The sequence below is a fragment of the Pseudomonas sp. NPDC089395 genome, assembly GCF_044749525.1.
Lineage (GTDB): Bacteria > Pseudomonadota > Gammaproteobacteria > Pseudomonadales > Pseudomonadaceae > Aquipseudomonas.
This window is the reverse complement of sequence record NZ_JBIVID010000006.1, coordinates 15,270-35,837: the sequence shown is the minus strand read 5'-3', so window position 1 is coordinate 35,837 and position 20,568 is coordinate 15,270. Positions and strand designations below refer to the sequence as shown.

At 65.4% G+C, this 20,568-nt stretch carries 19 protein-coding genes; 13 read left to right on the top strand and 6 right to left on the bottom strand.

The annotated features are described in order from the left end of the window. Positions 1–42 precede the first annotated feature (42 nt). Together ACIPZG_RS14790 and ACIPZG_RS14785 are read left to right on the top strand one after the other, a co-directional pair. Positions 43–999: an AraC family transcriptional regulator gene (locus tag ACIPZG_RS14790; RefSeq protein ID WP_400714907.1), complete on the top strand. Its 957-nt coding sequence runs from the start codon at positions 43–45 to the stop codon at positions 997–999. Between the two features lie 96 nt (positions 1,000–1,095). Further along, on the top strand, positions 1,096–1,950 hold the full coding sequence (locus ACIPZG_RS14785; RefSeq protein ID WP_008093549.1) for a LysR family transcriptional regulator: 855 nt from the start codon (positions 1,096–1,098) through the stop codon (positions 1,948–1,950). A gap of 6 nt (positions 1,951–1,956) precedes the next feature. On the opposite strand, the gene ACIPZG_RS14780 is transcribed toward ACIPZG_RS14785, so the two are convergent. Continuing rightward, positions 1,957–2,853 (bottom strand): DUF2950 domain-containing protein, encoded by an 897-nt coding sequence (locus ACIPZG_RS14780; protein ID WP_400714904.1) that lies wholly within the window; start codon positions 2,851–2,853, stop codon positions 1,957–1,959. Further along, positions 2,850–4,496, bottom strand: coding sequence for a DUF3300 domain-containing protein (locus ACIPZG_RS14775; RefSeq protein ID WP_400714901.1), 1,647 nt, complete (start codon positions 4,494–4,496; stop codon positions 2,850–2,852). The genes ACIPZG_RS14780 and ACIPZG_RS14775 overlap by 4 nt, the downstream gene beginning before the upstream one ends. A 157-nt stretch (positions 4,497–4,653) precedes the next feature. On the opposite strand from ACIPZG_RS14775, the gene ACIPZG_RS14770 reads away from it, so the two are divergent. Together ACIPZG_RS14770 and ACIPZG_RS14765 are read left to right on the top strand one after the other, a co-directional pair. Next, the gene (locus ACIPZG_RS14770) at positions 4,654–5,031 is read left to right on the top strand and encodes a VOC family protein (RefSeq protein WP_400714898.1); all 378 of its coding nucleotides are present in this window, start codon (positions 4,654–4,656) and stop codon (positions 5,029–5,031) included. Between the two features lie 79 nt (positions 5,032–5,110). Beyond that, on the top strand, positions 5,111–5,830 hold the full coding sequence (locus tag ACIPZG_RS14765) for a TorF family putative porin (RefSeq protein ID WP_400714895.1): 720 nt from the start codon (positions 5,111–5,113) through the stop codon (positions 5,828–5,830). 15 nt (positions 5,831–5,845) lie between these two features. On the opposite strand, the gene ACIPZG_RS14760 is transcribed toward ACIPZG_RS14765, so the two are convergent. Continuing rightward, entirely contained in the window at positions 5,846–6,733 is an 888-nt protein-coding gene (locus tag ACIPZG_RS14760) for a LysR family transcriptional regulator (RefSeq protein ID WP_400714892.1), read from the bottom strand. A 147-nt stretch (positions 6,734–6,880) separates the two neighbouring features. On the opposite strand from ACIPZG_RS14760, the gene ACIPZG_RS14755 reads away from it, so the two are divergent. The 8 genes from ACIPZG_RS14755 (at position 6,881) to dctM (ending at position 15,565) form a co-directional block, all read left to right on the top strand. Beyond that, positions 6,881–7,720: a MaoC family dehydratase N-terminal domain-containing protein gene (locus ACIPZG_RS14755; RefSeq protein WP_400714889.1), complete on the top strand. Its 840-nt coding sequence runs from the start codon at positions 6,881–6,883 to the stop codon at positions 7,718–7,720. Positions 7,721–7,741: 21 nt separating this feature from the next. Then, positions 7,742–8,905: an acyl-CoA dehydrogenase family protein gene (locus tag ACIPZG_RS14750; RefSeq protein ID WP_400714886.1), complete on the top strand. Its 1,164-nt coding sequence runs from the start codon at positions 7,742–7,744 to the stop codon at positions 8,903–8,905. A 10-nt stretch (positions 8,906–8,915) separates the two neighbouring features. Further along, positions 8,916–10,265, top strand: a complete 1,350-nt coding sequence (locus tag ACIPZG_RS14745; protein ID WP_400714883.1) for an MmgE/PrpD family protein — start codon at positions 8,916–8,918, stop codon at positions 10,263–10,265. A gap of 9 nt (positions 10,266–10,274) precedes the next feature. Further along, a complete protein-coding gene (locus ACIPZG_RS14740; RefSeq protein ID WP_400714880.1) occupies positions 10,275–11,474 on the top strand; it encodes a CaiB/BaiF CoA transferase family protein in 1,200 nt (399 codons plus the stop codon). Beyond that, entirely contained in the window at positions 11,471–12,289 is an 819-nt protein-coding gene (locus ACIPZG_RS14735) for an HpcH/HpaI aldolase/citrate lyase family protein (protein WP_400714877.1), read from the top strand. The genes ACIPZG_RS14740 and ACIPZG_RS14735 overlap by 4 nt, the downstream gene beginning before the upstream one ends. A 291-nt stretch (positions 12,290–12,580) precedes the next feature. Further along, a complete protein-coding gene (locus tag ACIPZG_RS14730) occupies positions 12,581–13,579 on the top strand; it encodes a TRAP transporter substrate-binding protein (RefSeq protein WP_400714874.1) in 999 nt (332 codons plus the stop codon). A 70-nt stretch (positions 13,580–13,649) separates the two neighbouring features. Next, a complete protein-coding gene (locus ACIPZG_RS14725; protein ID WP_400714871.1) occupies positions 13,650–14,282 on the top strand; it encodes a TRAP transporter small permease in 633 nt (210 codons plus the stop codon). Next, entirely contained in the window at positions 14,282–15,565 is a 1,284-nt protein-coding gene (gene dctM, locus ACIPZG_RS14720) for a C4-dicarboxylate TRAP transporter large permease protein DctM (protein WP_400714868.1), read from the top strand. Before ACIPZG_RS14725 ends, dctM begins: the two co-directional genes overlap by 1 nt. A gap of 52 nt (positions 15,566–15,617) precedes the next feature. On the opposite strand, the gene ACIPZG_RS14715 is transcribed toward dctM, so the two are convergent. Beyond that, positions 15,618–16,499, bottom strand: coding sequence for a LysR substrate-binding domain-containing protein (locus ACIPZG_RS14715; RefSeq protein ID WP_400714865.1), 882 nt, complete (start codon positions 16,497–16,499; stop codon positions 15,618–15,620). Positions 16,500–16,543: 44 nt separating this feature from the next. After that, a complete protein-coding gene (ggt, locus tag ACIPZG_RS14710) occupies positions 16,544–18,334 on the bottom strand; it encodes a gamma-glutamyltransferase (protein WP_400714863.1) in 1,791 nt (596 codons plus the stop codon). Positions 18,335–18,449: 115 nt separating this feature from the next. Here ggt and ACIPZG_RS14705 point away from each other — a divergent pair, with 115 nt between their 5' ends. Continuing rightward, entirely contained in the window at positions 18,450–19,085 is a 636-nt protein-coding gene (locus ACIPZG_RS14705) for an ankyrin repeat domain-containing protein (RefSeq protein WP_400714860.1), read from the top strand. A gap of 167 nt (positions 19,086–19,252) precedes the next feature. Here ACIPZG_RS14705 and pobA read toward each other — a convergent pair whose 3' ends face one another. Continuing rightward, entirely contained in the window at positions 19,253–20,440 is a 1,188-nt protein-coding gene (gene pobA / locus ACIPZG_RS14700) for a 4-hydroxybenzoate 3-monooxygenase (RefSeq protein WP_400714857.1), read from the bottom strand. Positions 20,441–20,568: the final 128 nt, after the last annotated feature.

Below are 20,568 nucleotides of genomic sequence, written 5' to 3'. Positions count from 1 at the left end.
GTTCCTTTTTTCAATGCTGCCTTCTTTGAAAAAGGACCGATGATGCCGACAGAAATCTCGACCCACAGCTGGGCCCTGCCCGAGCGCCAGGCGCGCTGGGCCGAAGCCGTCAGTGACACCTACTTTCCCTTGAGCCTGGCGTTCGCCGCCGAGCAACCCTTCGATGGCCATCTGCAGCGCTGGAGCACGCCCAGCACACCCTGCAGCCTGTCGCGCCTGCGCTCGAGCCGGCTTGGCTATTCGCGCAGCAAGGCGCAGATCGGCCAGGACCGCGAGGCGTTCTACCTGGTCACCGTGCCCAGCCGCAGCGAGGTGCACTTCGAGCAGGACGGCCACCAGCTCAGCTGCCGCCCGGGCGGCTTCATCGTCGAGCGCGGCGATGCACCCTACCGTTTCCAGTACGGCGCGGAAAATGACCTGTGGGTGCTCAAGCTTCCCGAAAGTGCCCTCAAGGGCCACCTGCGCGGGCACCGGCGTTACACCCGCCATTGTTTCGATGCCACCCAGGGCCTGGGGCTTATCTTCGTCGAGCAACTGGACCTGTGTGCCCGGCACTTCGACGCCAACCCGCAGGTTGCCCGCCACCTGTTGCTGGAGCAGGCCATGGCCACCTTGCTGCTGGCGCTGCAGCAGGACGAACGCGTGCTCGGCAGTGAAGGGTCCAACCTCAGCACCCTGCACCTGACCCGGGTCGAGCACTACGTGCTGCAGAACCTCGCCGACCCTGAGCTGTCGCCGCAGGCCATCGCCAACGCCTGCGGGCTTTCACTGCGCTACCTGCACAAGCTGTTTTCCAGCACCGCCTATACCCTCGGCGAATGGATACGCCAGCAGCGCCTGGAGGCGGTGCACCGGCAGCTGCGCGACCCGCAATGCCACCTGCCGATCGGCGAACTGGCGTTTCGTTGCGGTTTTGCCGACCAGGCGCAGTTCACCCGGGCGTTTCGCCAGTACTTCGGCTGCACCGCCCGCGAGGTGCGCGCAGCCTCCAGACACTAACGGCGAAAGGAGGCGCCAGCGCCCATCGGGTGCTTCCCATTTTCTTTGATGGAACTGATACTCATGGCCTAGCTCCTATCGGTTTTATCCATACCTATGCGCTACTCGCCCGAAGCCCTCGTCGCCTTTGTCGAAGCCGCCGCCCTCGGCTCGTTTTCCGCCGCTGCCCGCAAGCTGCGCAAAAGTCAGTCGACCATCAGCATCGCCATCGCCAACTTCGAGGCCGACGTGGGTTGCCCCCTGTTCGACCGCGCCGGCCGCCACCCCACGCTGAATGCGGCCGGGCGCCAGGTGCTGGGGCACGTTGAAGCGATACTCGACGCCAGCGCCCGCCTCGATGCCCTGGCGGTGCGCCTGGCCGGGCAGGTCGAGCCTTTGGTGTCGGTGGTGATGTCGGACAGTTACAGCGTGACGTCCCAAGGGGCTGCGATGAGCCTTTTCGCGCAACTGTACCCCCACACCGAACTGCGCTGGGGGCCTTCCGAAGACGCCGATGTGGTCGAACTGGTCCAGCAGGGCCTGGCGCAAATCGGCATCCTGGCCGCACAGCAGCACTACCCCGCCGATGTCAGGGTGGCGCGTTTGCCTGAACAGGCCGAGTTCAAGCTCTACGTGAGCTGCGATCACCCCTTGGCGAAACGGCCGATGCTGCAAGCGGAGGATCTGCAAGCCGAGCGCCAGCTGTACATGAAGACCTACGCCCCCAGCCTGCACCATGGCCGTGGCCAGGCCTGGTCGGCGCCGGACTACCTGACCCTGCTGGAGTTCGCGGTACGTGGCTTTGGTTGGGCAGAACTGCCCACCGCGCTGGTGGCGCGCTTTGGCAGTGGCCTTGTGGAGCTGCCGGTGGCGGGCTACCCGAGGCGGGTCGCCATGGACGTGGCCTGGTCACGGCAACGTGCACTGGGGCCCGCCGGGCAGTGGCTTTTGGGGCAATTGCTGGGGCGCTAGCGCGGCTCAATCGTTGCCGTCCTGGTTCACCTCTTTCCAGCTGTCGTCCGGGTCGAAGCGCTTCATGGCCTTGGCCAGCTTGTCACCTTGCGGACCCAGGTCTTTCTCGAACACCTGGCCGTCATGACTGATCATGAAGCTCATCACCCCGGTGTCGTTGTACTTGGCCGGCCAGGCGACCAGGGCAAAACCCCGGCTCATCTGGTTGCCGATCAGGTAGCTGTAGGCCCCCCCCGGGGCCGAGGGGCCTTGGCCATCGAGGATGCGGAAGTGGTAGCCGTACCAGTCGTCCCCCACCACGTCCTGGCCGAACAGCGGGCCCAGCGGGCTGACCTGGCCATCCGCTTCGTCTTCCCAGAACAAGCCGTCGTGCTTGCCGGGGGTGCTGAAGATCTGCTGGGCATACTCCAGCGCGCCGTTGCCGTTACGGTCCTGCGAGGCGTAGTCCATTTGTGCATCGTGGTAGGCCAGCACCGATTGCAGCGCACCCAGTTCGTTGCGGCCAATGCGCCGCGCGCGGATCTCGGCACTGCCGGCCTTGAGGTCGAAGTGCCAACCGTTGGCGGCCTTGGCCAGTGGAATGGGCAAGGTCCAATGTTCGCTGCCCACCGCCAGGATGGCCTTGGTATCGCCTTGATTTTCTATCTGATGCTGTTGGTGGTACTGCTGCAGGAATTCATCCACATCGCTGCGCTGCACGCCTTCGCGTGGAATGTAGGTGCGCCAGTCTTCACCGAACAACTGCGCCAGACGGGCCTCGTCGGCCTTCTCCGTACCCAAGGCGGCGACCAGGGATTCCACGGCTTTTTCGGGTGTCGGAAACGCCTCCTGGGTAGCGGCCCAACACGGCCACGCCATCGCCATGGCCAACATCAATGGGGCGAGCATGCTCATGCGTTTCATCGACGGCCTCCTCCCCCACCACCGCGGCGCGCGGGCGCGCTGGGCCTAGAAATGGTATGCCCTGCTGCACGCGAGGTATTCGGCCGCTGGGCGAGCGTCTGGCTGGTGCGGCCGCGATTGGCCTGGGCGTGGGTCCGCGCAGGCGAGCGCACGCCGTCGAAGGCATTGTTGCGGGCACTGCCGGCGCTGCTTCTGGGGCGGTCTTGCAGCTTCTGGCGCGCCTGGCCGTCACCTTGTCGGCGCGGGTTGACCTGGGGATTCTGGTTCCTGGCCTGCACGTTCTCGCGGGTGGGTCGGGTGTTCTGCTGGCGGTCCGTCGCGCGCGGTCTTTCGGTCTGGGTCTCACGCACCCGGTCGCGGGCTTCGCGATTGCTCGTGGCCGGCCGCTCGATACCGGCCCGGTCCATCGACTCACGGGCGCGTTCGCGCGCGTCGTTGTTGGCCGTGGCCGGCCGCTCGATGCCGGCCCGGTCCATCGAGGCACGGGCGCGGTCGCGCGCCTCGCTGTTGGTCGTGGCCGGCCGCTCGATGCCTGCCTGGTCCATCGAAGTCCGGGCGCGGTCGCGCGCCTGGGCACGCTGGGCATCGTCGCCACGGAAGGCCGCGCGCTGGCTGGCGCCGTCGAGCTGGCGACCATATTGCTGGCGGCTGAGGTTGTCGCGGTAGGGCACGCCATCGCGGTGTACCGCGTTGTGCTGCCACTTGCCCTGGTTGTTGCCGATGCGGTTGTTGGCATTGATGTTGTTGTAGCGGTTCACGTCCACGTCGATGTCGTGGTCATCCCAGTCACAGTCGCCCCAGAGCGAGTTGACGATCGCAACGCCGGTGCCGAAGGCCAGCCCCGCCATCAGCGCGGTGCCGGCGGTATACAACGGTGACGGCGGGTAGTAGGCCGGCGGCGACGAGGGGTAGGCCCAGGTGCCGTAGGTCGTGGTGGGGTTGTAGCTGGGCACGTACACCACCTGTGGGTTGGCGGGCTCGATGATGATGGTCGATGAACTGCTGGCCGGGGCACTCGTCGAACTCGCGCCGCCGGATGCAGCAGGAGCGGATGCCGGCGCGGCTTGAACCGTAACGTTCTGGTACTGGTTGCTCTGCAGGTTGCCGGCCGCCTTCGCCTGTTGCCGCAGGCGCTGCACCGAAGCCATCACATCGTCGGGCTGCGCCAGGAACGCGTCGCCCATCCGTTGCACCCAGACCGGGTCCTGGCCGAGCAGTACCAGCACCTGCGGGAACGCCACCAATGATTGCACGCTCGGGTCCCAGGTCTGCTGCGCCACTTGCTTGACCGCCTCATCGCCCTGGGCCTTGGGGTTGGCCTTGGACCAGGCCACGGCTTCGGTCACTTCGCCAGGATAGGTGGACGCCATCAGCACCTGGGCCAACAGCGAATCGGGGTACAGGGCAATGGGTGCCATCATCTGGTCCAGTTGCTCCTGGTTGAACACGGTCTGCTTGGGCGCTGGCGCCTCGGCAGCCGGGGCCGGGGCGGGAGCTGGGGGTGTGACTGGAGCTGCAGCTGCAGCTGGGGCTGCGGTTGTTGCGGGTGCTACAGGTGTCGCAGGGTCTCGCGCCAGGAAGTAGCTGGCAACGACACCCAGGCCAAGCACACCCGCCACGACGTAGAGCAATGGCTTGCGCATCACAGTTCCCCTCGGGGCCTTACCGCGTGGAATTTAAGGTTAGCAAAGGCTGAGCTTTCCACACGACGGCCATCACAGTTGTCGAAAGCCTCGCAGGGTGCACTATCATGGCCCGGGCCGGACTGCGCTACGTCAGTCCCCCAGCCTGAGGTTGCCAATGATCGATCACCTGGACCATCTGGTGCTCACCACCTGCGACGTGGAAGCCTGCACCGACTTCTACACCCGGGTACTGGGCATGCAACTGGAAACCTTCGGTGCCGGGCGGCTGGCACTGCGTTACGGCAACCAGAAGATCAACATCCATGTCCGCGGCCAGGAGTTCGAACCCAAGGCCCACCTGCCCGTGCCTGGCGCACTCGATCTGTGCTTCATCGCCAGCGTCGGCCTGGAACAGGTGATCGCCCATCTGCAGCACGCTCAATGGCCGATCCTGCAGGGGCCGATACAACGCACCGGTGCGACCGGGCCGATCCTCTCCGTCTATGTGCGCGACCCGGACCTCAACCTGATCGAAATCGCCCAACCGCTGTGAGCCACACCCCGCGGTTTGCCCTGCCGGCCAACCCAGGTATGCTGGACTGCTCAAGTGCAAGCCTTCCAGGACGGTGACCATGACCAGGCCCCTGCTGTTGCTGAGTGCAGCCCTGCTCTTCAGCCCGGCGCTGCTGGCCCAACAGATCCAGCGTCAATTGGGCGACTTCGATTTCAAGCTCGGCACCACCGCTTCGCGCACCATGGCCCAAGGGCTGATCTCGCCGAGCGCAGTCGGCGCCTTCCACGGCGGCCTCGACCTCAGCCACCCAAGCGGCTGGTACTTCGGCCAGTACGCGCCGAGCATGGGCGTGACGCCCGATTCCACCCTGCGCCTGGACAGCTACCTGGGCTACAAGCATCACTTCGACAGCACCCTGGGCTACGAGATGGGCCTGATCCACTACAGCCAGCCGAACATCGCAGGCGCCGACAGCTATGCCCTGTACGGCGGCATCTCGGTCCTGGGCAGCCGCTTTGGCGGGGCCTTGCGCGACACCCCCGACCACCGCACCGGCACCCTGTTCGCCGACCTCGGCCAGCTGCCGCTGTTCGACGTCGACCTCACCGTCAAGATGGCCCACCATCGCCTGGGCACCCCATTCACCATCGGCGACGGCAGCCAGGTCAGCGGGTTTTCCGACTGGTCGCTGGAACTCTCGCGGCCTTGGCTGGGGCTTGACCTCAACCTGATCTACAGCAACTCCGACCTCGATGGCGGTGGCTGCGAGGCCTATGCGGGCATGAATACCTATTGCCAGAGCATGGTGACGTTCAAGGCCCAGCGCAGTTTCTTCTAGCGGCCCAAATGCGTTTCAGGCCTGCGGCATCAGGGTCGCGATCAACGCCCGCACCGTGCCGGGCAAAGCCTCCAGCTCCCGCACCAGAATGCTCCGTTCCCGTACTGCCCAAGGCTCATCGAGGCTGATGGTGACCAGGTCCATGGTCTGGCTGTGCCGCAGCGCCGCCGATTCGGGAATGATGCCGATCCCCACCCCCGCCTCCACCAGCCGGCAGATAGCCTCGAAGCTCGACAACTGGATGCGCAGCGACAGGGTCATGCCCATGCGCTCGACATGGTCGCGCAGGAAACTCAACAAGGTGCTGCCGTCGTGCAGGCCGATATGCTGGAAATCCAGGGTCTGCTTGAAGGACACCCGTTGGCGTGACGCCAGTTCGTGCCCTACCGGAACGATCAGCACCAGGCGGTCGGTGCTGAAGTGCATCACCTGCAGGCCACTGGCTTCCACAGGCCCGGCGATGATGCCCATGTCGGTGCTGCCATCGAGCACGCCGCGCACGATATCCCTCGACAGTCGCTCCTGCAGGTCGACCGTGACCCCCGGGCGTTGGGCGAGAAAGCCGGCCAGCACTTCGGGGAGGAATTCGGTCACCGCCGTGGTGTTGGCGAAGATGCGGATATGCCCGGCCGAATCGGTGCCGAACTGGGTGAACTCGGCTTTCAGGTAGTCCACCTGGCGCATGATCAGGCGCGCATGGGTCAACAGCTTGTGCCCGGCCGGGGTCAGCTCGACGCCACGGCTGTCACGGTACAGCAGGCGCGTGTCGAGCTGCGCCTCCAGCGCCTTGATCCGCGCACTGGCGGCGGCCGGCGACAGAAACGCCCGGCGTGCGCCCTGGGTCAGGCTGGGTGACTCGCCGATATGAATGAAAAGCCGCAGGTCTGCCAGGTCGAAATGCATTGGGGCTCCGGTTGTGGCCGATGAGGCCCGTACAGGCGAAAACGGCGTTCAGCATACACGAACGCTGCTTCACACAAATGTAAATTCACAGAATGCCAAACAGCTCGCATGATCCATGCATAACAACAAATGCAGAGGCCAATGGTTATGACTGCCACGCAATCACCCACGGATTACCGTGCCTGGCTCGGCCGCACGGAAGAAGCCGTCGATGAGCTCAGCCGCAACCTGATCAAGCGTATCGCCGCCACCTTCGGCGAGACCGCGCCCGCCGTCGGGCAACCGTTGCCACCGTTGTGGATGTGGTGCTTCTTCCAGGAACCGGTGGCCGAAGCGCAACTGGGCAGTGACGGCCACCCGGCCCGCGGCGGCTTCCTGCCCCCGGCCGACAACCGCAACCGCATGTGGGCCGGGGGCCGGGTCGAGTTCATCGCCCCGCTCAAGGTCGGTGCCGAGGCCCATCGCCTGTCGACCATCGTGCACATCGAGGAAAAGCACGGCCGCACCGGCGCCTTGCTGTTCGTCACCGTGCGCCATGACTATTCGCAGCACGGTCAGTTGTGCGTGCGCGAAGAGCAGGACATCGTCTACCGCGAACCCAACCCGCCCAAGCGCAGCAGCGCGCAAGCCGCTGAGCCGGCTGACTGGAACGAGGCCGTGGCGCCGACGCCAACCTTGCTGCTGCGCTACTCCGCCGTGACCTTCAACGGACACCGCATCCATTACGACCAGCCCTACGTCACCGCCACCGAAGGCTATCCCGGCCTGGTCGTGCACGGTCCCCTGATCGCCACCCTCAACCTGCGCGCCTTCATTCGCGCCAACCCCGGCAAACAGGTGCGGCACTTCGCCTATCGCGGCGTGCGCCCGCTGACCTTGCCCACCCCCTTCGAAGTGGCCGGGCGTATCAGCGCGCCGGGCCAGGCCCAGCTGTGGGCCGGCAATGCCGATGGCGTGGCACAGAGCGCCGAAGTGCTTTTCGACTGAAACCCGACAGAGACTGCCTGCATGCATAAGTACGACAGCGAAGACCTCACTGCCATCCGTGAAGGCGTGCGCGCCTTGTGCGCCGAATTCGACGCCAGCTACTGGCGCAAGATCGACGAAGAAAAGGGCTTCCCGGAAGCGTTCGTCAAAGCCATGACCGACGCCGGCTGGCTGTCGGCGATGATCCCTGAGCAATACGGCGGCTCCGGCCTGGGCCTGGCGGAGGCCTCGGTGATCCTTGAAGAAGTGAACGCCTGCGGTGGCAACTCGGGCACCGTGCACGGCCAGATGTACAACATGTTCACCTTGCTGCGCCACGGCAGCGAGGAACAGAAGCGCCATTACCTGCCCAAGCTCGCCAACGGCGAACTGCGCCTGCAGTCGATGGGCGTGACCGAGCCCACCACCGGCACCGACACCACCAAGATCAAGACCACTGCCGTGCGCCAGGGCGACACCTATGTGATCAACGGCCAGAAGGTGTGGATCTCGCGCATCCAGCACTCCGACCTGATGATCCTGCTGGCCCGCACCACGCCATTGGCCGAAGTGAAGAAAAAGTCCGAAGGCATGTCGATCTTCCTGGTCGACCTGCGCGCGGCCATCGGCAACGGCCTCACCGTGCAACCGATCGCCAACATGGTCAACCACGAAACCAACGAGCTGTTCTTCGACAACCTGCAGATTCCGGCCAGCAGCCTGATTGGCGAAGAAGGCAAAGGCTTCAAGTACATCCTCGACGGCCTCAACGCCGAACGCACGCTGATCGCCGCCGAATGCATCGGTGACGGCCGCTGGTTCATCGAAAAGGCCAGCGCCTACGCCCGCGATCGCGTGGTGTTTGGCCGCCCGATCGGGCAGAACCAGGGCGTGCAGTTCCCGATTGCCGAGGCCCATATCGAAATCGAGGCGGCCGACCTGATGCGCTGGCGCGCCTGTGCCGAGTACGACAGCGGGCAGAACGCCGGGGCCAGCGCCAACATGGCCAAGTACCTGGCCGCCAAGGCGTCGTGGGAGGCCGCCAACGCCTGCCTGCAGACCCACGGCGGCTTTGGCTTCGCCTGCGAGTACGACGTCGAGCGCAAGTTCCGCGAAACCCGCCTGTACCAGGTGGCGCCGATCTCCACCAACCTGATCCTGTCCTACGTGGCCGAGCACCTGCTCGAACTGCCGCGCAGCTTCTGAGGGCCTGAACATGCAACATACCCAAGCCCTGGCGGGCTTTCTCGCCGACCTGCGTTACGCGCACATTCCAGGCCACGTGCTGGACCGCACCGAAGACCTGTTCCTCGACTGGCTGGGCTCAGCCCTGGCCAGCCAAGGTGCGCACCCGATCCCGCTGTTCGAGCGCTATGCCGAACGCATGGGGCCGGCGCAAGGCAGCGCGCGGGTGCTGACCAGCGGGCGCACGTCTTCGCCCTACTTCGCCGCGCTGGTCAATGGCGCCGCCTCGCACCTGGTCGAACAGGACGACCTGCACAACAGCTCGGTGCTGCACCCCGCCACCGTGGTGTTCTCCGCCGTGCTGGCGGCCGCCCAGGACCTCGGCAAATCCGGTCAGGACCTGCTGCTGGCGGCGCTGGCCGGTTATGAGGCGGGGATCCGCATCGGTGAGTTCCTTGGCCGTTCGCACTACCGCATCTTCCACACCACCGCCACCGTCGGCACCCTGGCCGCCGCGGTGGGCGTGGGCAAGCTGCTGGACTTCAACCAGGAGCAGTTCATCAACCTGCTGGGCAGCGCCGGCACCCAGGCCGCCGGCTTGTGGGAGTTCTTGCGCGACGCCGCCGATTCCAAGCAGCTGCACACGGCCAAGGCGGCCGCCGATGGCCTGCTGGCCGCCTACCTGACCGCCGATGGCCTGAGCGGTGCGCGCAACATCCTCGAAGGCGAGCAAGGCCTGGCGGCCGGCATGTCCCGCGACGCCGACCCGGCGCGCCTGAGCGACCGCCTGGGTGCACGCTGGGCGCTGGTGGAAACCTCGTTCAAGTTCCACGCCTCGTGCCGCCACACCCACCCCGCCGCCGATGCCCTGTTGCAGCTGATGACCCGCGAAGGGCTGGGCCATGCCGAGATCGCCCAGGTGGTCACCCACGTGCACCAGGGCGCGATCGACGTGCTGGGCCGGGTCACCACGCCCACCACCGTGCACCAAGCCAAGTTCTCCATGGGCACCGTGCTCGGCCTGATCGCCGTGCATGGCAGTGCGCAGCTGCTGGAGTTTCGCGACCTGGCGCTGACCGATCCGCACGTGGCGGCGTTTCGCGACAAGGTGCTGATGAAACTGGACCCTGAAGTGGACGCCGCCTACCCGGCCCGCTGGCTGGGCCGCGTCGAGGTCACCTGCAACGACGGCCGCCGTTTCCACGCGGCCATCGACGAACCCAAGGGCGATTCCGGCAATACCCTGTCGCGCCCTGAGCTGGAGGCCAAGTTCCAGCGCCTGCTGGCGTACTCCGGCGCGCGCACTCCGGCCCAGGGCCAGGTTCTGATCGAGCGCGTGTGGCAACTGCGCGATGCCCGCTCCCTGGCCGATCTGCACTGAGGTGACCCCATGACTCAAGCAACCCCTCGCCCACTGGACGGCATCACCGTCGTCAGCCTGGAGCACGCCATCGCGGCGCCGTTCTGCACCCGCCAGCTGGCCGACCTCGGGGCCCGCGTTATCAAGGTCGAACGCCCCGGCAGCGGCGACTTCGCCCGGGGCTACGACCAGCGCGTCGACGGCCTGGCCTCGCATTTCGTGTGGACCAACCGTTCCAAGGAAAGCCTCACCCTCGACCTCAAGCAGGACGCCGCGAGCGACATCCTCGACGCCTTGCTGGCCAAGGCCGACGTGCTGGTGCAAAACCTCGCACCGGGCGCGGCCGCGCGCATGGGCCTGTCGTTCGACGCCTTGCACGCGCGCTTCCCACGGCTGATCGTGTGCGACATCTCCGGCTATGGCGAAGGCGGACCGTACGAAAAGAAAAAGGCCTACGACCTGCTGATCCAGAGCGAAGGCGGCTTCCTGTCGGTGACCGGCGGGCCCGGCGACAACGAGATGGCCAAGGCCGGCTGCTCGATCGCCGACATCGCAGCGGGCATGTACGCCTACACCGGCGTGTTGTCGGCGCTGATGCTGCGCGACAAGACCGGGGTCGGCAGCCGCATCGACGTGTCGATGCTGGAAAGCCTGGTGGAGTGGATGGGCTACCCGATGTACTACGCCTACGACGGCGCACCGCCCCCCCCGCGGGCCGGCGCTTCGCACTCGACCATCTATCCCTACGGGCCATTCCCCACTGGCGGTGGCGGCACCATCATGCTCGGCCTGCAGAACGAACGGGAGTGGGCGCTGTTCTGCGAAAAGGTGCTGCTCGACCCGGCGCTGGTCAGCGATGATCGCTTCAGCGCCAACTTCAAGCGCTCGGAAAACCGCGAGGTGCTGCGCCAGATCATCATCGATGGCTTTGCCGACCTGGCGCTGGACGAGGTGGTCGCACGCCTGGAGCAGGCGCAGATCGCCAACGCCCGGGTCAACGACATGCACGGGGTCTGGCAACATCCGCAGTTGCAGGCCCGCGACGGCTGGCGCGAGGTGGACAGCCCGGTCGGCAAGCTGCCGTCGCTGCTGCCTCCGGGGCGCAATGCGGCCTTCACCCCGCGCATGGATGCCGTACCCGCGCTGGGTCAGCACACCCAGGACATCCTCGCCGAGCTTGGCTTCAACGCGCACGAACAGGCCAGCCTGGCTGCCGGCGGTGCGGTATGAACAGCGTGCGCTCCGCCCTGTTCGTGCCGGGCAGTCGGCCCGAGCGTTTTGCCAAGGCCCTGGCGGCAGGTGCCGATGCGGTCATCGTCGATTTCGAGGATGCCGTGGAAGAACCATTGAAACAGCAGGCCCGCGAGCACCTGGCGGCGTTTCTGCAGGCCACGCCGCAGGCTGCCGTCTGGGTACGGGTCAATGCGCCGCACCATCCCCAACACAGCGCCGACCTTAGGTTCTGCGCGCAGCACGCGGGCGTTGTCGGGCTGCTGCTGCCCAAGGTCGAGAACGCTGCCCAGGTCGCAGTCGCCCGCCACATCGGCAAGCCGGTGTGGCCGATCATCGAGAGTGCCAAGGGACTGCTGGCCTTGCAGCAGATCGCCCAGGCCGAAGGTGTCGAGCGCTTGTCGTTCGGCAGCCTGGACCTGGCGCTGGACCTTGACCTGAATACCGAAAGCACGGCGGCCCGGCAGTTCCTCGATCAGGCGCGCATGGCCGTGCAGCTGCATTCGCGCGGCGCGGGCCTGTTGCCGCCGTTGGATGGGGTGTTTCCGGCCATTGACGATGCCGACGGTTTGCAGCGGGCGATGCGGCATGCCTACGACATGGGCTATGGCGGGGCGCTGTGCATTCATCCGAGGCAGGTGGCGGTGATTCATGCGGCCTTGGCGCCGAGTGCTGACGAGCTGGTCTGGGCGCGCAAGGTGCTGGCGGCGAGCGAGGCGGCCGGTGGCGCCGGGGCGTTTCAGCTGGATGGGCAGATGGTGGATGCGCCGGTGGTGTTGCGCGCGCAGCGGTTGTTGGCCCAAAGCAAGAACTGAAGAGCGACGCTGCAGTCCTGTAGGAGCGGCCTTGTGTCGCGAAAGGGCTGCGCAGCAGCCCCGGGATATCGGCGACACCGCATACATTGCTGGGGCCGCCATGCGGCCCTTTCGCGACACAAGGCCGCTCCTACAAAGATTGCGTGCGCATATACCACCCATACAAAGATTGCGTGCGAGTGTTCGGCCCAGCCGAACGCCGCCTTACACAAATGCTGATTCTCCACACGCAGGTGATTGGTTCATCGTGACGCTCAATCCTCCTACAACAATAAATCAGAGGTGACATCGATGTTGAAGCTGACCCACGCGCTGTTCTGCGCCGCTGCTGTGTCCATGGCGAGCCTGGCCCAGGCCGCCGACCCGATCATCATCAAGTTCGCCCACGTAGTGGCCGACAGCACGCCCAAAGGCCAAGGCGCGCTGATGTTCCAGAAGCTGGTCGCCGCCGACCCGCAACTCAAGGACAAGGTCAAAGTCGAGGTCTACCCCAACTCGTCGCTGTTCGGTGACGGCAAGGAAATGGAAGCCCTGCTGCTGGGCGATGTGCAGATGCTGGCGCCGTCGCTGGCCAAGTTCGAGCACTACAACAAACAGGTGCAGATCTTCGACCTGCCGTTCCTGTTCGACGACCTGGCCGCCGTCGACCGCTTCCAGCAGGGTCCGCAAGGCAAGGCGCTGCTGACCTCGATGGAAGACAAGGGTATCCGCGGCCTGGCCTACTGGCACAACGGCCTCAAGCAGTTGTCGGCGAACAAGAAGGTGCTGCTGCCCAAGGATGCCCGTGGCCTGAAATTCCGCGTTCAGGCCTCCAGCGTGCTCGAAGAGCAGTTCAAGGCCATCCGCGCCAACCCGCGCAAGATGAGCTTCGCCGAGGTCTACCAAGGCCTGCAGACCGGCACGGTCAACGGCACCGAGAACACCTGGTCGAACTACGAAAGCCAGAAGGTCAACGAGGTGCAGCCGTTCTTCACCGAGACCAACCATGGCCTGATCGACTACATGGTCATCACCAACGCCAAGTTCTGGAACACCCTGCCTGAAGACGTGCGTGGCGAACTGCAGGTGATCATGGACGAGGTCACCCTCGAGGTGAACAAACAGGCCGAAGCCCTCAACCAGACCTCCCGGCAGAAGATCCTCGACGCCAAGACCAGCGAGATCGACCCGCTGACCGCCGAGCAGCGTCAGCAATGGCGCGAGTCGATGCGCCCGGTGTGGGACAAGTTCTCCGACCAGATCGGCGCCGACCTGATCAAGGCCGCCGACGACGCCAACAAGGCGTCCTGACCCGTCCTGTGCCCTGCCCCGGCCACCTGCCCTCCAGGTGGCCCGCCCTCTCTTAGTCTGGAGAATCCTTATGCAATCGCTCAGGCGTGCCTGGGAGCACTTCGAGGAAGGCATGATCGCCTTTCTCCTGGCGGCCATGACCTTGGTGACCTTCATCTACGTGGCGCTGAACAACCTGTACACGATGTTCTACACGCTCAGTGACCACTGGGCCTTCGCCAGCGAGTTGTTGCTGAGCATCGGCGACCACCTGATGGACTACGCCCAGGAGATGACCTGGAGCATCGCCCTGACCAAGGCCCTGTTCGGCTGGCTGATCTTCTTCGGCATCGCCTACGGCGTGCGCACCGCAGGCCATCTGGGTGTCGACGTGCTGGTCCGGCGCTTTCGCAAGCCCGTGCAACGGGTGTTGGCGATGATCGCCTGTGCCTGCTGCCTGGCCTATGCCGGGCTGTTCCTGATGGCGAGCATCAAGTGGGTGAGCGCGGTGCTGGTCGCCGGCATCGGCGCCGAAGACCTCGACCGTTACGGCATCAAGGTCGGCCATATCGCGCTGATCGTGCCGTTCGGTTTTGCCCTGGTGATCGTCCGCTACCTGGAAATCCTCTACCGCCTGTTCACCCACCGCCAGTATGGCCTGGGCCTGGCCGACGAGGCCGCCGAAGCCAGCAAGCTGGCCAACGCCGGTGAGGAGCACCACTGATGACGGTTATCTGCCTGTTCCTGCTGCTGTTCGTGTTCATGTTCCTGGGCGTGCCGATCGCGATTTCGCTGGGCCTGTCGGGGGCGCTGTCGATCCTGCTGTTCAGCCAGGATTCCTTGAGCTCGCTGGCGATCAAGCTGTTCGAAACGTCCGACAGCTACACCTTCCTGGCCATCCCGTTCTTCCTGCTGTCGGGCGCGTTCATGACCACCGGCGGCGTGGCCCAGCGGCTGATCGACTTCGCCAATGCCTGCGTCGGTCACATTCGAGGCGGCCTGGCGATTGCCGCCGTGCTGGCGTGCATGCTGTTCGCCGCGCTGTCGGGGTCGTCGCCGGCCACGGTGGCGGCGGTCGGCTCGATCGCAGTGGCCGGCATGGTGCGCTCCGGCTACCCCCGTGAATTCGGCGCCGGGATCATCTGCAACGCCGGTACCCTGGGCATCCTGATTCCGCCGTCGATCGTCATGGTGGTGTACTCGGCAGCCACCGAAACCTCGGTCGGCAAGCTGTTCATGGCCGGTGTGATCCCGGGCATCCTGCTGGGCGTGGCGCTGATGGTGACGATCTACATCGTCGCCCGGATCAAGAAACTGCCCGCGCAACCACGGGCCAGTTTCGCCGAATGGCTGCGCACGGCCAGGCGCGCGTTCTGGGGGCTGTTGCTGCTGGTGATCATCCTCGGCGGGATCTACAGCGGCATGTTCACCCCCACCGAAGCGGCGGCCGTGGCGGCGGTGTATTCGGCGTTCATCGCGCTGTTCGTGTACAAGGACATGCGCCTGCGCGACTGCCCGAAAGTGCTGCTGGAGTCTGGCCGGCTGACCATCATGCTGCTGTTCATCATCGCCAACGCCATGCTCTTCGCCCATGTACTGACCACCGAGCAGATCCCCCAGCAGATCACCCAGTGGGTGCTGTCCGAAGGGCTGACGCCGATCGGCTTCTTGATCATGGTCAACGTGGTGTTGCTGGTGGCGGGCAGCTTCATGGAGCCGTCGGCGATCATCCTGATCCTGGCGCCGATCTTCTTCCCGATCGCGATGAAGCTTGGCATCGACCCGATTCACCTGGGCATCGTGATGGTGGTGAACATGGAGATCGGCCTGGTGCATCCACCGGTGGGGCTGAACCTGTTCGTGACTTCGGCGGTGACCGGGTTGACCTTGGGGCAGACGATTCGCGCGGCGCTGCCGTGGCTGTCGATCCTGCTGCTGTTCCTGGTGCTGGTGACTTATGTGCCGTTCGTTTCGCTGGCACTGCCGCAGTGGTTGGGGATTCCCTGAGCTCTGCAGAGGCCCTATCGCCGGCTAGCCGGCGATAGGGCCAGCACAGACATTAGATCCCACCACCGGCGAGCAACTCGCTCATCACCTCGGCCAACGCCTTGACCATCACATCCGCCGTCGGCCGATGGACAATGACGATCTCGTAGCTGTCCACCTCCGGCAACCCCTGCCCCTCCCCCAGCACCCGATGCTCGCCGGTCGCCGCCCGTGGCGGCAGCAGGCTGATGCCCATGCCATCGGCCACCGCCGCCTGGATGCCACTGAGGCTTGAACTGGTAAAGCTGATGCGCCAACGCCGCCCCATCCCTTCGATGGCACTGATCATGTCCTCACGGTACAACCCGCGCGGCGGAAAGGTCACCAACGGGATCGGGTCGAGTTCGAAGGACGGCATGCGCGCGCTGTCGATCCACTGCAAACGCTCCGGCCAGCACGCCACCCCCTCGCGGGTGTTGCGCCGCTGCTTGAGCAGCACCAGGTCGAGCTCACCGTTGTCGTAGGCCTGGCTGAGGTCGCGGCACAGCCCGCTGGTGACCTCCAGCTTGACCTGCGGATGCAATCGGCTGAACGCCGACAGCGCATTGGTGGTGCGGCCGCCGACGAAGTCCTCGGGTACGCCTAAACGCACGGTGACGCCGACCATGGCCCCGGCCAGGGCTTCGAGCATCTGGTCATTGAGCGCCAGCATATGCCGGGCGTAACCCAGCAAGGTCTGCCCGGCGTCGGTCGGCAGCACGTCACGGTTGCCGCGCACCAGCAAGCGGTGGCCGACCATGTCCTCCAGGCGGCGCACCTTCTGGCTGATGGTCGACTGGGTCGAATGCAGGCGCGTGGCGGCCGTGGTGAAGCTGCCGCAATCGGCCACCACGACGATGGCGCGCAGCAAGTCGAGGTCGAACAAGGCTCTATTCGATTTCACGCTGATGGACATCTTGGTATTCAACTTCTGAATGACAAGACTGACTTCTACCACGCCTAGTCGCCCAGCGCCACGCCTTCGCGCCGCGGGTCGGCGCCACCCGCCCAGCCGTCGGCCGTGCGCTGGATGATCTGCATGCCGCTGGTCATGGTCAGCGGCGTGACCTCATGGCCCCAGGCCGCCAGTTGCCGGATCAGCGCCGGGCTGGCCAGCCCCGCCTCCACTTCGGTGCCAGCGTTGCGGCTGCCAAAGTTAGGCAAGTTGGCGGCCTGCTGCGGGTCGAGCTGCCAGTCCAGCAGGCCGACCAGGGCTTTGTTCACGTAGCCGATGATCTGCGAGCCACCGGGTGAACCGAGGCTGGCCACCAGCTCACCGGAGTCGCGAGCGAACACCAGGGTCGGTGCCATGGCCGACAGCGGCCGCTTGCCGGGTTCGACGCGGTTGGCCACTGGCCTGCCGTTTTCCTGCGGGATGAATGAAAAATCGGTGAGCTGATTGTTCAGCAGGAAGCCCTTGACCATCAGGTGCGAACCAAACGCTGCCTCCACCGAGGTGGTCATGGCCAGGGCCTGGCCGCTGCCGTCCACGGCAGAAAGGTGCGAGGTGGAAATGCGCAGCGGCGAACGATCCGCAGCCAGTGCCAGGTTCGCGCCCTGCGGCGTGCCCGGGCGGGCGTACTTCATGCTGTACTCGCCGATCAGCGTGGCGCGCCCGGCCAGGTAAGCCGGGTCGGTCAACGCCTTGACCGGCACCGGCACATAGTCGCTGTCGGCCAGGTACTGGGCACGGTCGGCAAAGGCCAGGCGTTCGGCTTCGGCAACCAGGTGCACCGCCAGCGGGGTGGGTTCCAACCCCGCGGGGGAGGCAACCTTGCGTGGCAGCTGGGTGGCCAGGTCGCGTTGGGGTGAAGCACGCTGTACGGCTTCGAGGATGCCCAAGGTCTGCAGCACGCCTACGCCACCCGAAGAAGGTGGCGGCATGCCGCAGATCTGCCAGGCCTTGTACGGACCGCATACCGGCGTGCGCGCCTTGGCCTGGTACTGGCGCAAGTCCTGTAGCGACAGCTGTCCGGCATTGGCATGGCTGCGCACCTGGGCAACCATCGCCTCGGCGATCGGGCCGGTGTAGAAGGCCTCGACGCCCTGCTCTGCCAGTTGCTCGAAGGTTTGCGCAAGCTCGGGGTTGCGCAGCAAGGTCCCTACCGCCAGCGGTTTGCCCTGGTCGTCCAGAAAGTACCGGGCCATGGCGGGTGAGCTTTGGATGAAGGGGTCTTCGGCCACCAGCGTATGCAGGCGTTGGGAAATCGGAAAACCTTCGCGCGCCAGGGCAATGGCCGGTTTGAACAGCTCACCCCACGGCAGTTTGCCATGCTGCTCGTGGGCCATTTTCAATGCTCGCAGCACACCGGGGACAGCCACCGAGCGACCGCCGATCTGCGCGGCCCTGAACGGCATCGGGCTACCGTCGGGTTGCAGGAACAACGTTTCGGTCACGGCTGCCGGCGCCGTCTCGCGGCCATCGTAGGCGTTCACCTGCTGGCCATCCCAGTACAGGATGAACCCGCCACCGCCAATGCCGCTGGACTGCGGCTCGACCAGGGTCAGCACCATCTGCATGGCGATCGCCGCATCGATGGCGCTGCCGCCGGCCCGCAACATCGCTCGCCCGGCCTCGCTGGCCAGCGGGTTGGCAGCCGCCACCATGTGCCGGCTGGCGTGCACCGGTTGCAGGCCGCTGCGGTAGCCGGACTGCACCTCCGGGGGCGCGGGCAGCAGTTGGTCGGCCCAGGCCCAACTGCTGGTGGCAGCCAGGCACAGGGCGGCGATCGCTAGCGTCGGAAATTTCATCGGTAGGCTTCCTGCTTAAGCTATTCAGCAGGGCACTGTGGGTCATGCACATTCTTGACTTCAACCCCTGCCGTCGATTTTCTAGGATTGAGGCAGCCATTCAGGAGCCTTTGCCATGCGCTTGTCACTTACCGTTCTAGCCTTCGCCTTGTTCACCAGCCTTGCTTTCGCCGAGACGCCCGCCATGCACAACGCCGCCGCGCACAATGAGACCGCCACCTTGCAACGCCTGCTCAAGCAAGGTGCCGAAGTGGACAAGCGCGATGACCAGGGGCGTACCGCGCTGATGGTCGCCACCCACGCCAACCAGGTCGCGGCGGCGAAAGCGTTGATCGAGGCCGGTGCGGATGTGAACGCCAAGGACAACATCGACGACAGCCCCTACCTGTATGCCGGTGCGCGGGGCTTGAACGACATCCTGCGCTTGACCCTTGCCCATGGCGCCGACCTCAAGAGCACCAACCGCTATGGCGGTACCGCCTTGATCCCGGCCGCCGAACGCGGGCATGTGGAAACCGTGCAGTTGCTGATCGATGCCGGCGTGGACGTCAACCACCTGAACCGGCTGCACTGGACCGCGCTGCTGGAGGCCGTGATCCTCGGTGATGGCGGGCCCCGGCATGTGGAGATCGTCCGGCGCCTGCTGGCGGCGGGTGCGGATCGCCAGATCGCCGACAAGGACGGGGTGACCGCGCTGGAACATGCGCGCCAGCGTGGGTATCGGGAGATGGAGGCGTTGCTCGCCCAATAAGTGACGTCAAACCTGGCGCCGCACCTGCACTGTTATTGGGGGAGCGGGCTTTTGTGGGAGCGGGCTTGTCCCGCGAAGAGGCCAGCCCAGTCGCCGGAGCAATCTGGCACGGGCTTCGCCCATGTTCGCGGGACAAGCCCGCTCCCACAAAAAAAAACGATCTGCCGTCAGGCTACTTCTTCGAACGGCAAGCCCACATAGTTCTCGGCAATGTTCACCAGCCCCGCTGTCGATGACAGGAAATACTCGCGGTCCGCCTCCTGCATCTTCTGGTCCCAGGCATCCTTGTGCTCGCCGAAATCATGCAGCAGCTGGGTCATGAACCAGCTGAAGCGCTCGCCCTTCCACACCCGGCGCAGCGCCAGCGGCGAGTACTGCTGCAACAGGTCGGTACGCCCCTCGCGGTAGACCTTGACCAGGATGCGGTACAGGTAATTCACATCCGAAGCCGCCAGGTTGAGGCCTTTGGCACCGGTGGGCGGGACGATATGTGCGGCGTCGCCAACCAGGAACAGGTGGCCGTACTGCATGGGCTCGACCACCAGGCTGCGCAACGGCGCGATGCTCTTCTCCAGAGCCGGGCCGGTCACCAGGCGCGCCGCCACATCGTCCGGCAGGCGGGCCTTGAGCTCGTTCCAGAAACGCTGGTCGGACCAGTCCTCGACGCGCTCCTGCAGCGGCACTTGCAGGTAGTAGCGGCTGCGCGTCAGCGAACGCTGGCTGCATAGCACGAAACCACGCTCATGGTGGGCGTAGATCAGCTCATGGTTGACCGGCGGGGTATCGGACAACATGCCTAGCCAGCCGAAGGGATACACCCGCTCGTAGTGCTTGAGCACACCCTCCGGGATGCTCTGCCGGGAGACCCCGTGAAAGCCGTCGCAGCCGGCGATGTAGTCACAGTCCAGGCGCTGCTGCTGGCCATCGTGGTCGAAGGTCACGTAGGGCCGCTGGCCCTTGAGCTCATGGAGCTGGACATTACTGACCGAATACAGGATTGGCGCGCCGCTGGCCGAGCGGGCTTCCATCAGATCGCGGGTGACTTCGGTCTGGCCATAGACCATCACCGTCTTGCCGCCGGTCAACCCTTTGAGGTCCAGGCGCTGGCGACGACCACCGACCAGCAGCTCGACGCCGTCATGCACCAACCCTTCACGGTCCATGCGCTCGGCGACGCCCGCCTCGCGCAGCAGGTCGACGGTGCCCTGCTCGAGCACCCCGGCGCGGATGCGGCCGAGCACGTAGTCAGGGGTCTGGCGTTCGAGGATGACGGTATCGATGCCGGCCTTGTGCAGCAGCTGGCCCAGCAGCAGGCCAGACGGGCCAGCGCCGATGATTGCTACCTGAGTCTTCATTGTTGTTGTCTCGTGCTGTTTGGGTATGCACTTGCATTTTTACGGGCATCAGCCGCCAAATAAGTGTGCAATTCCATGTAAAAACTGCACTTTTACAAAAAACGTTCGATTAACGGACAGGCACCCAC

Coding starts and splice junctions, on each gene's coding strand:
- ACIPZG_RS14790 (WP_400714907.1), top strand. CDS start 43: ATGCCGACAGAAATCTCGACCCACAGCTGGGCCCTGCCCGAGCGCCAG.
- ACIPZG_RS14785 (WP_008093549.1), top strand. CDS start 1,096: ATGCGCTACTCGCCCGAAGCCCTCGTCGCCTTTGTCGAAGCCGCCGCC.
- ACIPZG_RS14780 (WP_400714904.1), bottom strand. CDS start 2,853: ATGAAACGCATGAGCATGCTCGCCCCATTGATGTTGGCCATGGCGATG.
- ACIPZG_RS14775 (WP_400714901.1), bottom strand. CDS start 4,496: ATGCGCAAGCCATTGCTCTACGTCGTGGCGGGTGTGCTTGGCCTGGGT.
- ACIPZG_RS14770 (WP_400714898.1), top strand. CDS start 4,654: ATGATCGATCACCTGGACCATCTGGTGCTCACCACCTGCGACGTGGAA.
- ACIPZG_RS14765 (WP_400714895.1), top strand. CDS start 5,111: ATGACCAGGCCCCTGCTGTTGCTGAGTGCAGCCCTGCTCTTCAGCCCG.
- ACIPZG_RS14760 (WP_400714892.1), bottom strand. CDS start 6,733: ATGCATTTCGACCTGGCAGACCTGCGGCTTTTCATTCATATCGGCGAG.
- ACIPZG_RS14755 (WP_400714889.1), top strand. CDS start 6,881: ATGACTGCCACGCAATCACCCACGGATTACCGTGCCTGGCTCGGCCGC.
- ACIPZG_RS14750 (WP_400714886.1), top strand. CDS start 7,742: ATGCATAAGTACGACAGCGAAGACCTCACTGCCATCCGTGAAGGCGTG.
- ACIPZG_RS14745 (WP_400714883.1), top strand. CDS start 8,916: ATGCAACATACCCAAGCCCTGGCGGGCTTTCTCGCCGACCTGCGTTAC.
- ACIPZG_RS14740 (WP_400714880.1), top strand. CDS start 10,275: ATGACTCAAGCAACCCCTCGCCCACTGGACGGCATCACCGTCGTCAGC.
- ACIPZG_RS14735 (WP_400714877.1), top strand. CDS start 11,471: ATGAACAGCGTGCGCTCCGCCCTGTTCGTGCCGGGCAGTCGGCCCGAG.
- ACIPZG_RS14730 (WP_400714874.1), top strand. CDS start 12,581: ATGTTGAAGCTGACCCACGCGCTGTTCTGCGCCGCTGCTGTGTCCATG.
- ACIPZG_RS14725 (WP_400714871.1), top strand. CDS start 13,650: ATGCAATCGCTCAGGCGTGCCTGGGAGCACTTCGAGGAAGGCATGATC.
- dctM (WP_400714868.1), top strand. CDS start 14,282: ATGACGGTTATCTGCCTGTTCCTGCTGCTGTTCGTGTTCATGTTCCTG.
- ACIPZG_RS14715 (WP_400714865.1), bottom strand. CDS start 16,499: ATGTCCATCAGCGTGAAATCGAATAGAGCCTTGTTCGACCTCGACTTG.
- ggt (WP_400714863.1), bottom strand. CDS start 18,334: ATGAAATTTCCGACGCTAGCGATCGCCGCCCTGTGCCTGGCTGCCACC.
- ACIPZG_RS14705 (WP_400714860.1), top strand. CDS start 18,450: ATGCGCTTGTCACTTACCGTTCTAGCCTTCGCCTTGTTCACCAGCCTT.
- pobA (WP_400714857.1), bottom strand. CDS start 20,440: ATGAAGACTCAGGTAGCAATCATCGGCGCTGGCCCGTCTGGCCTGCTG.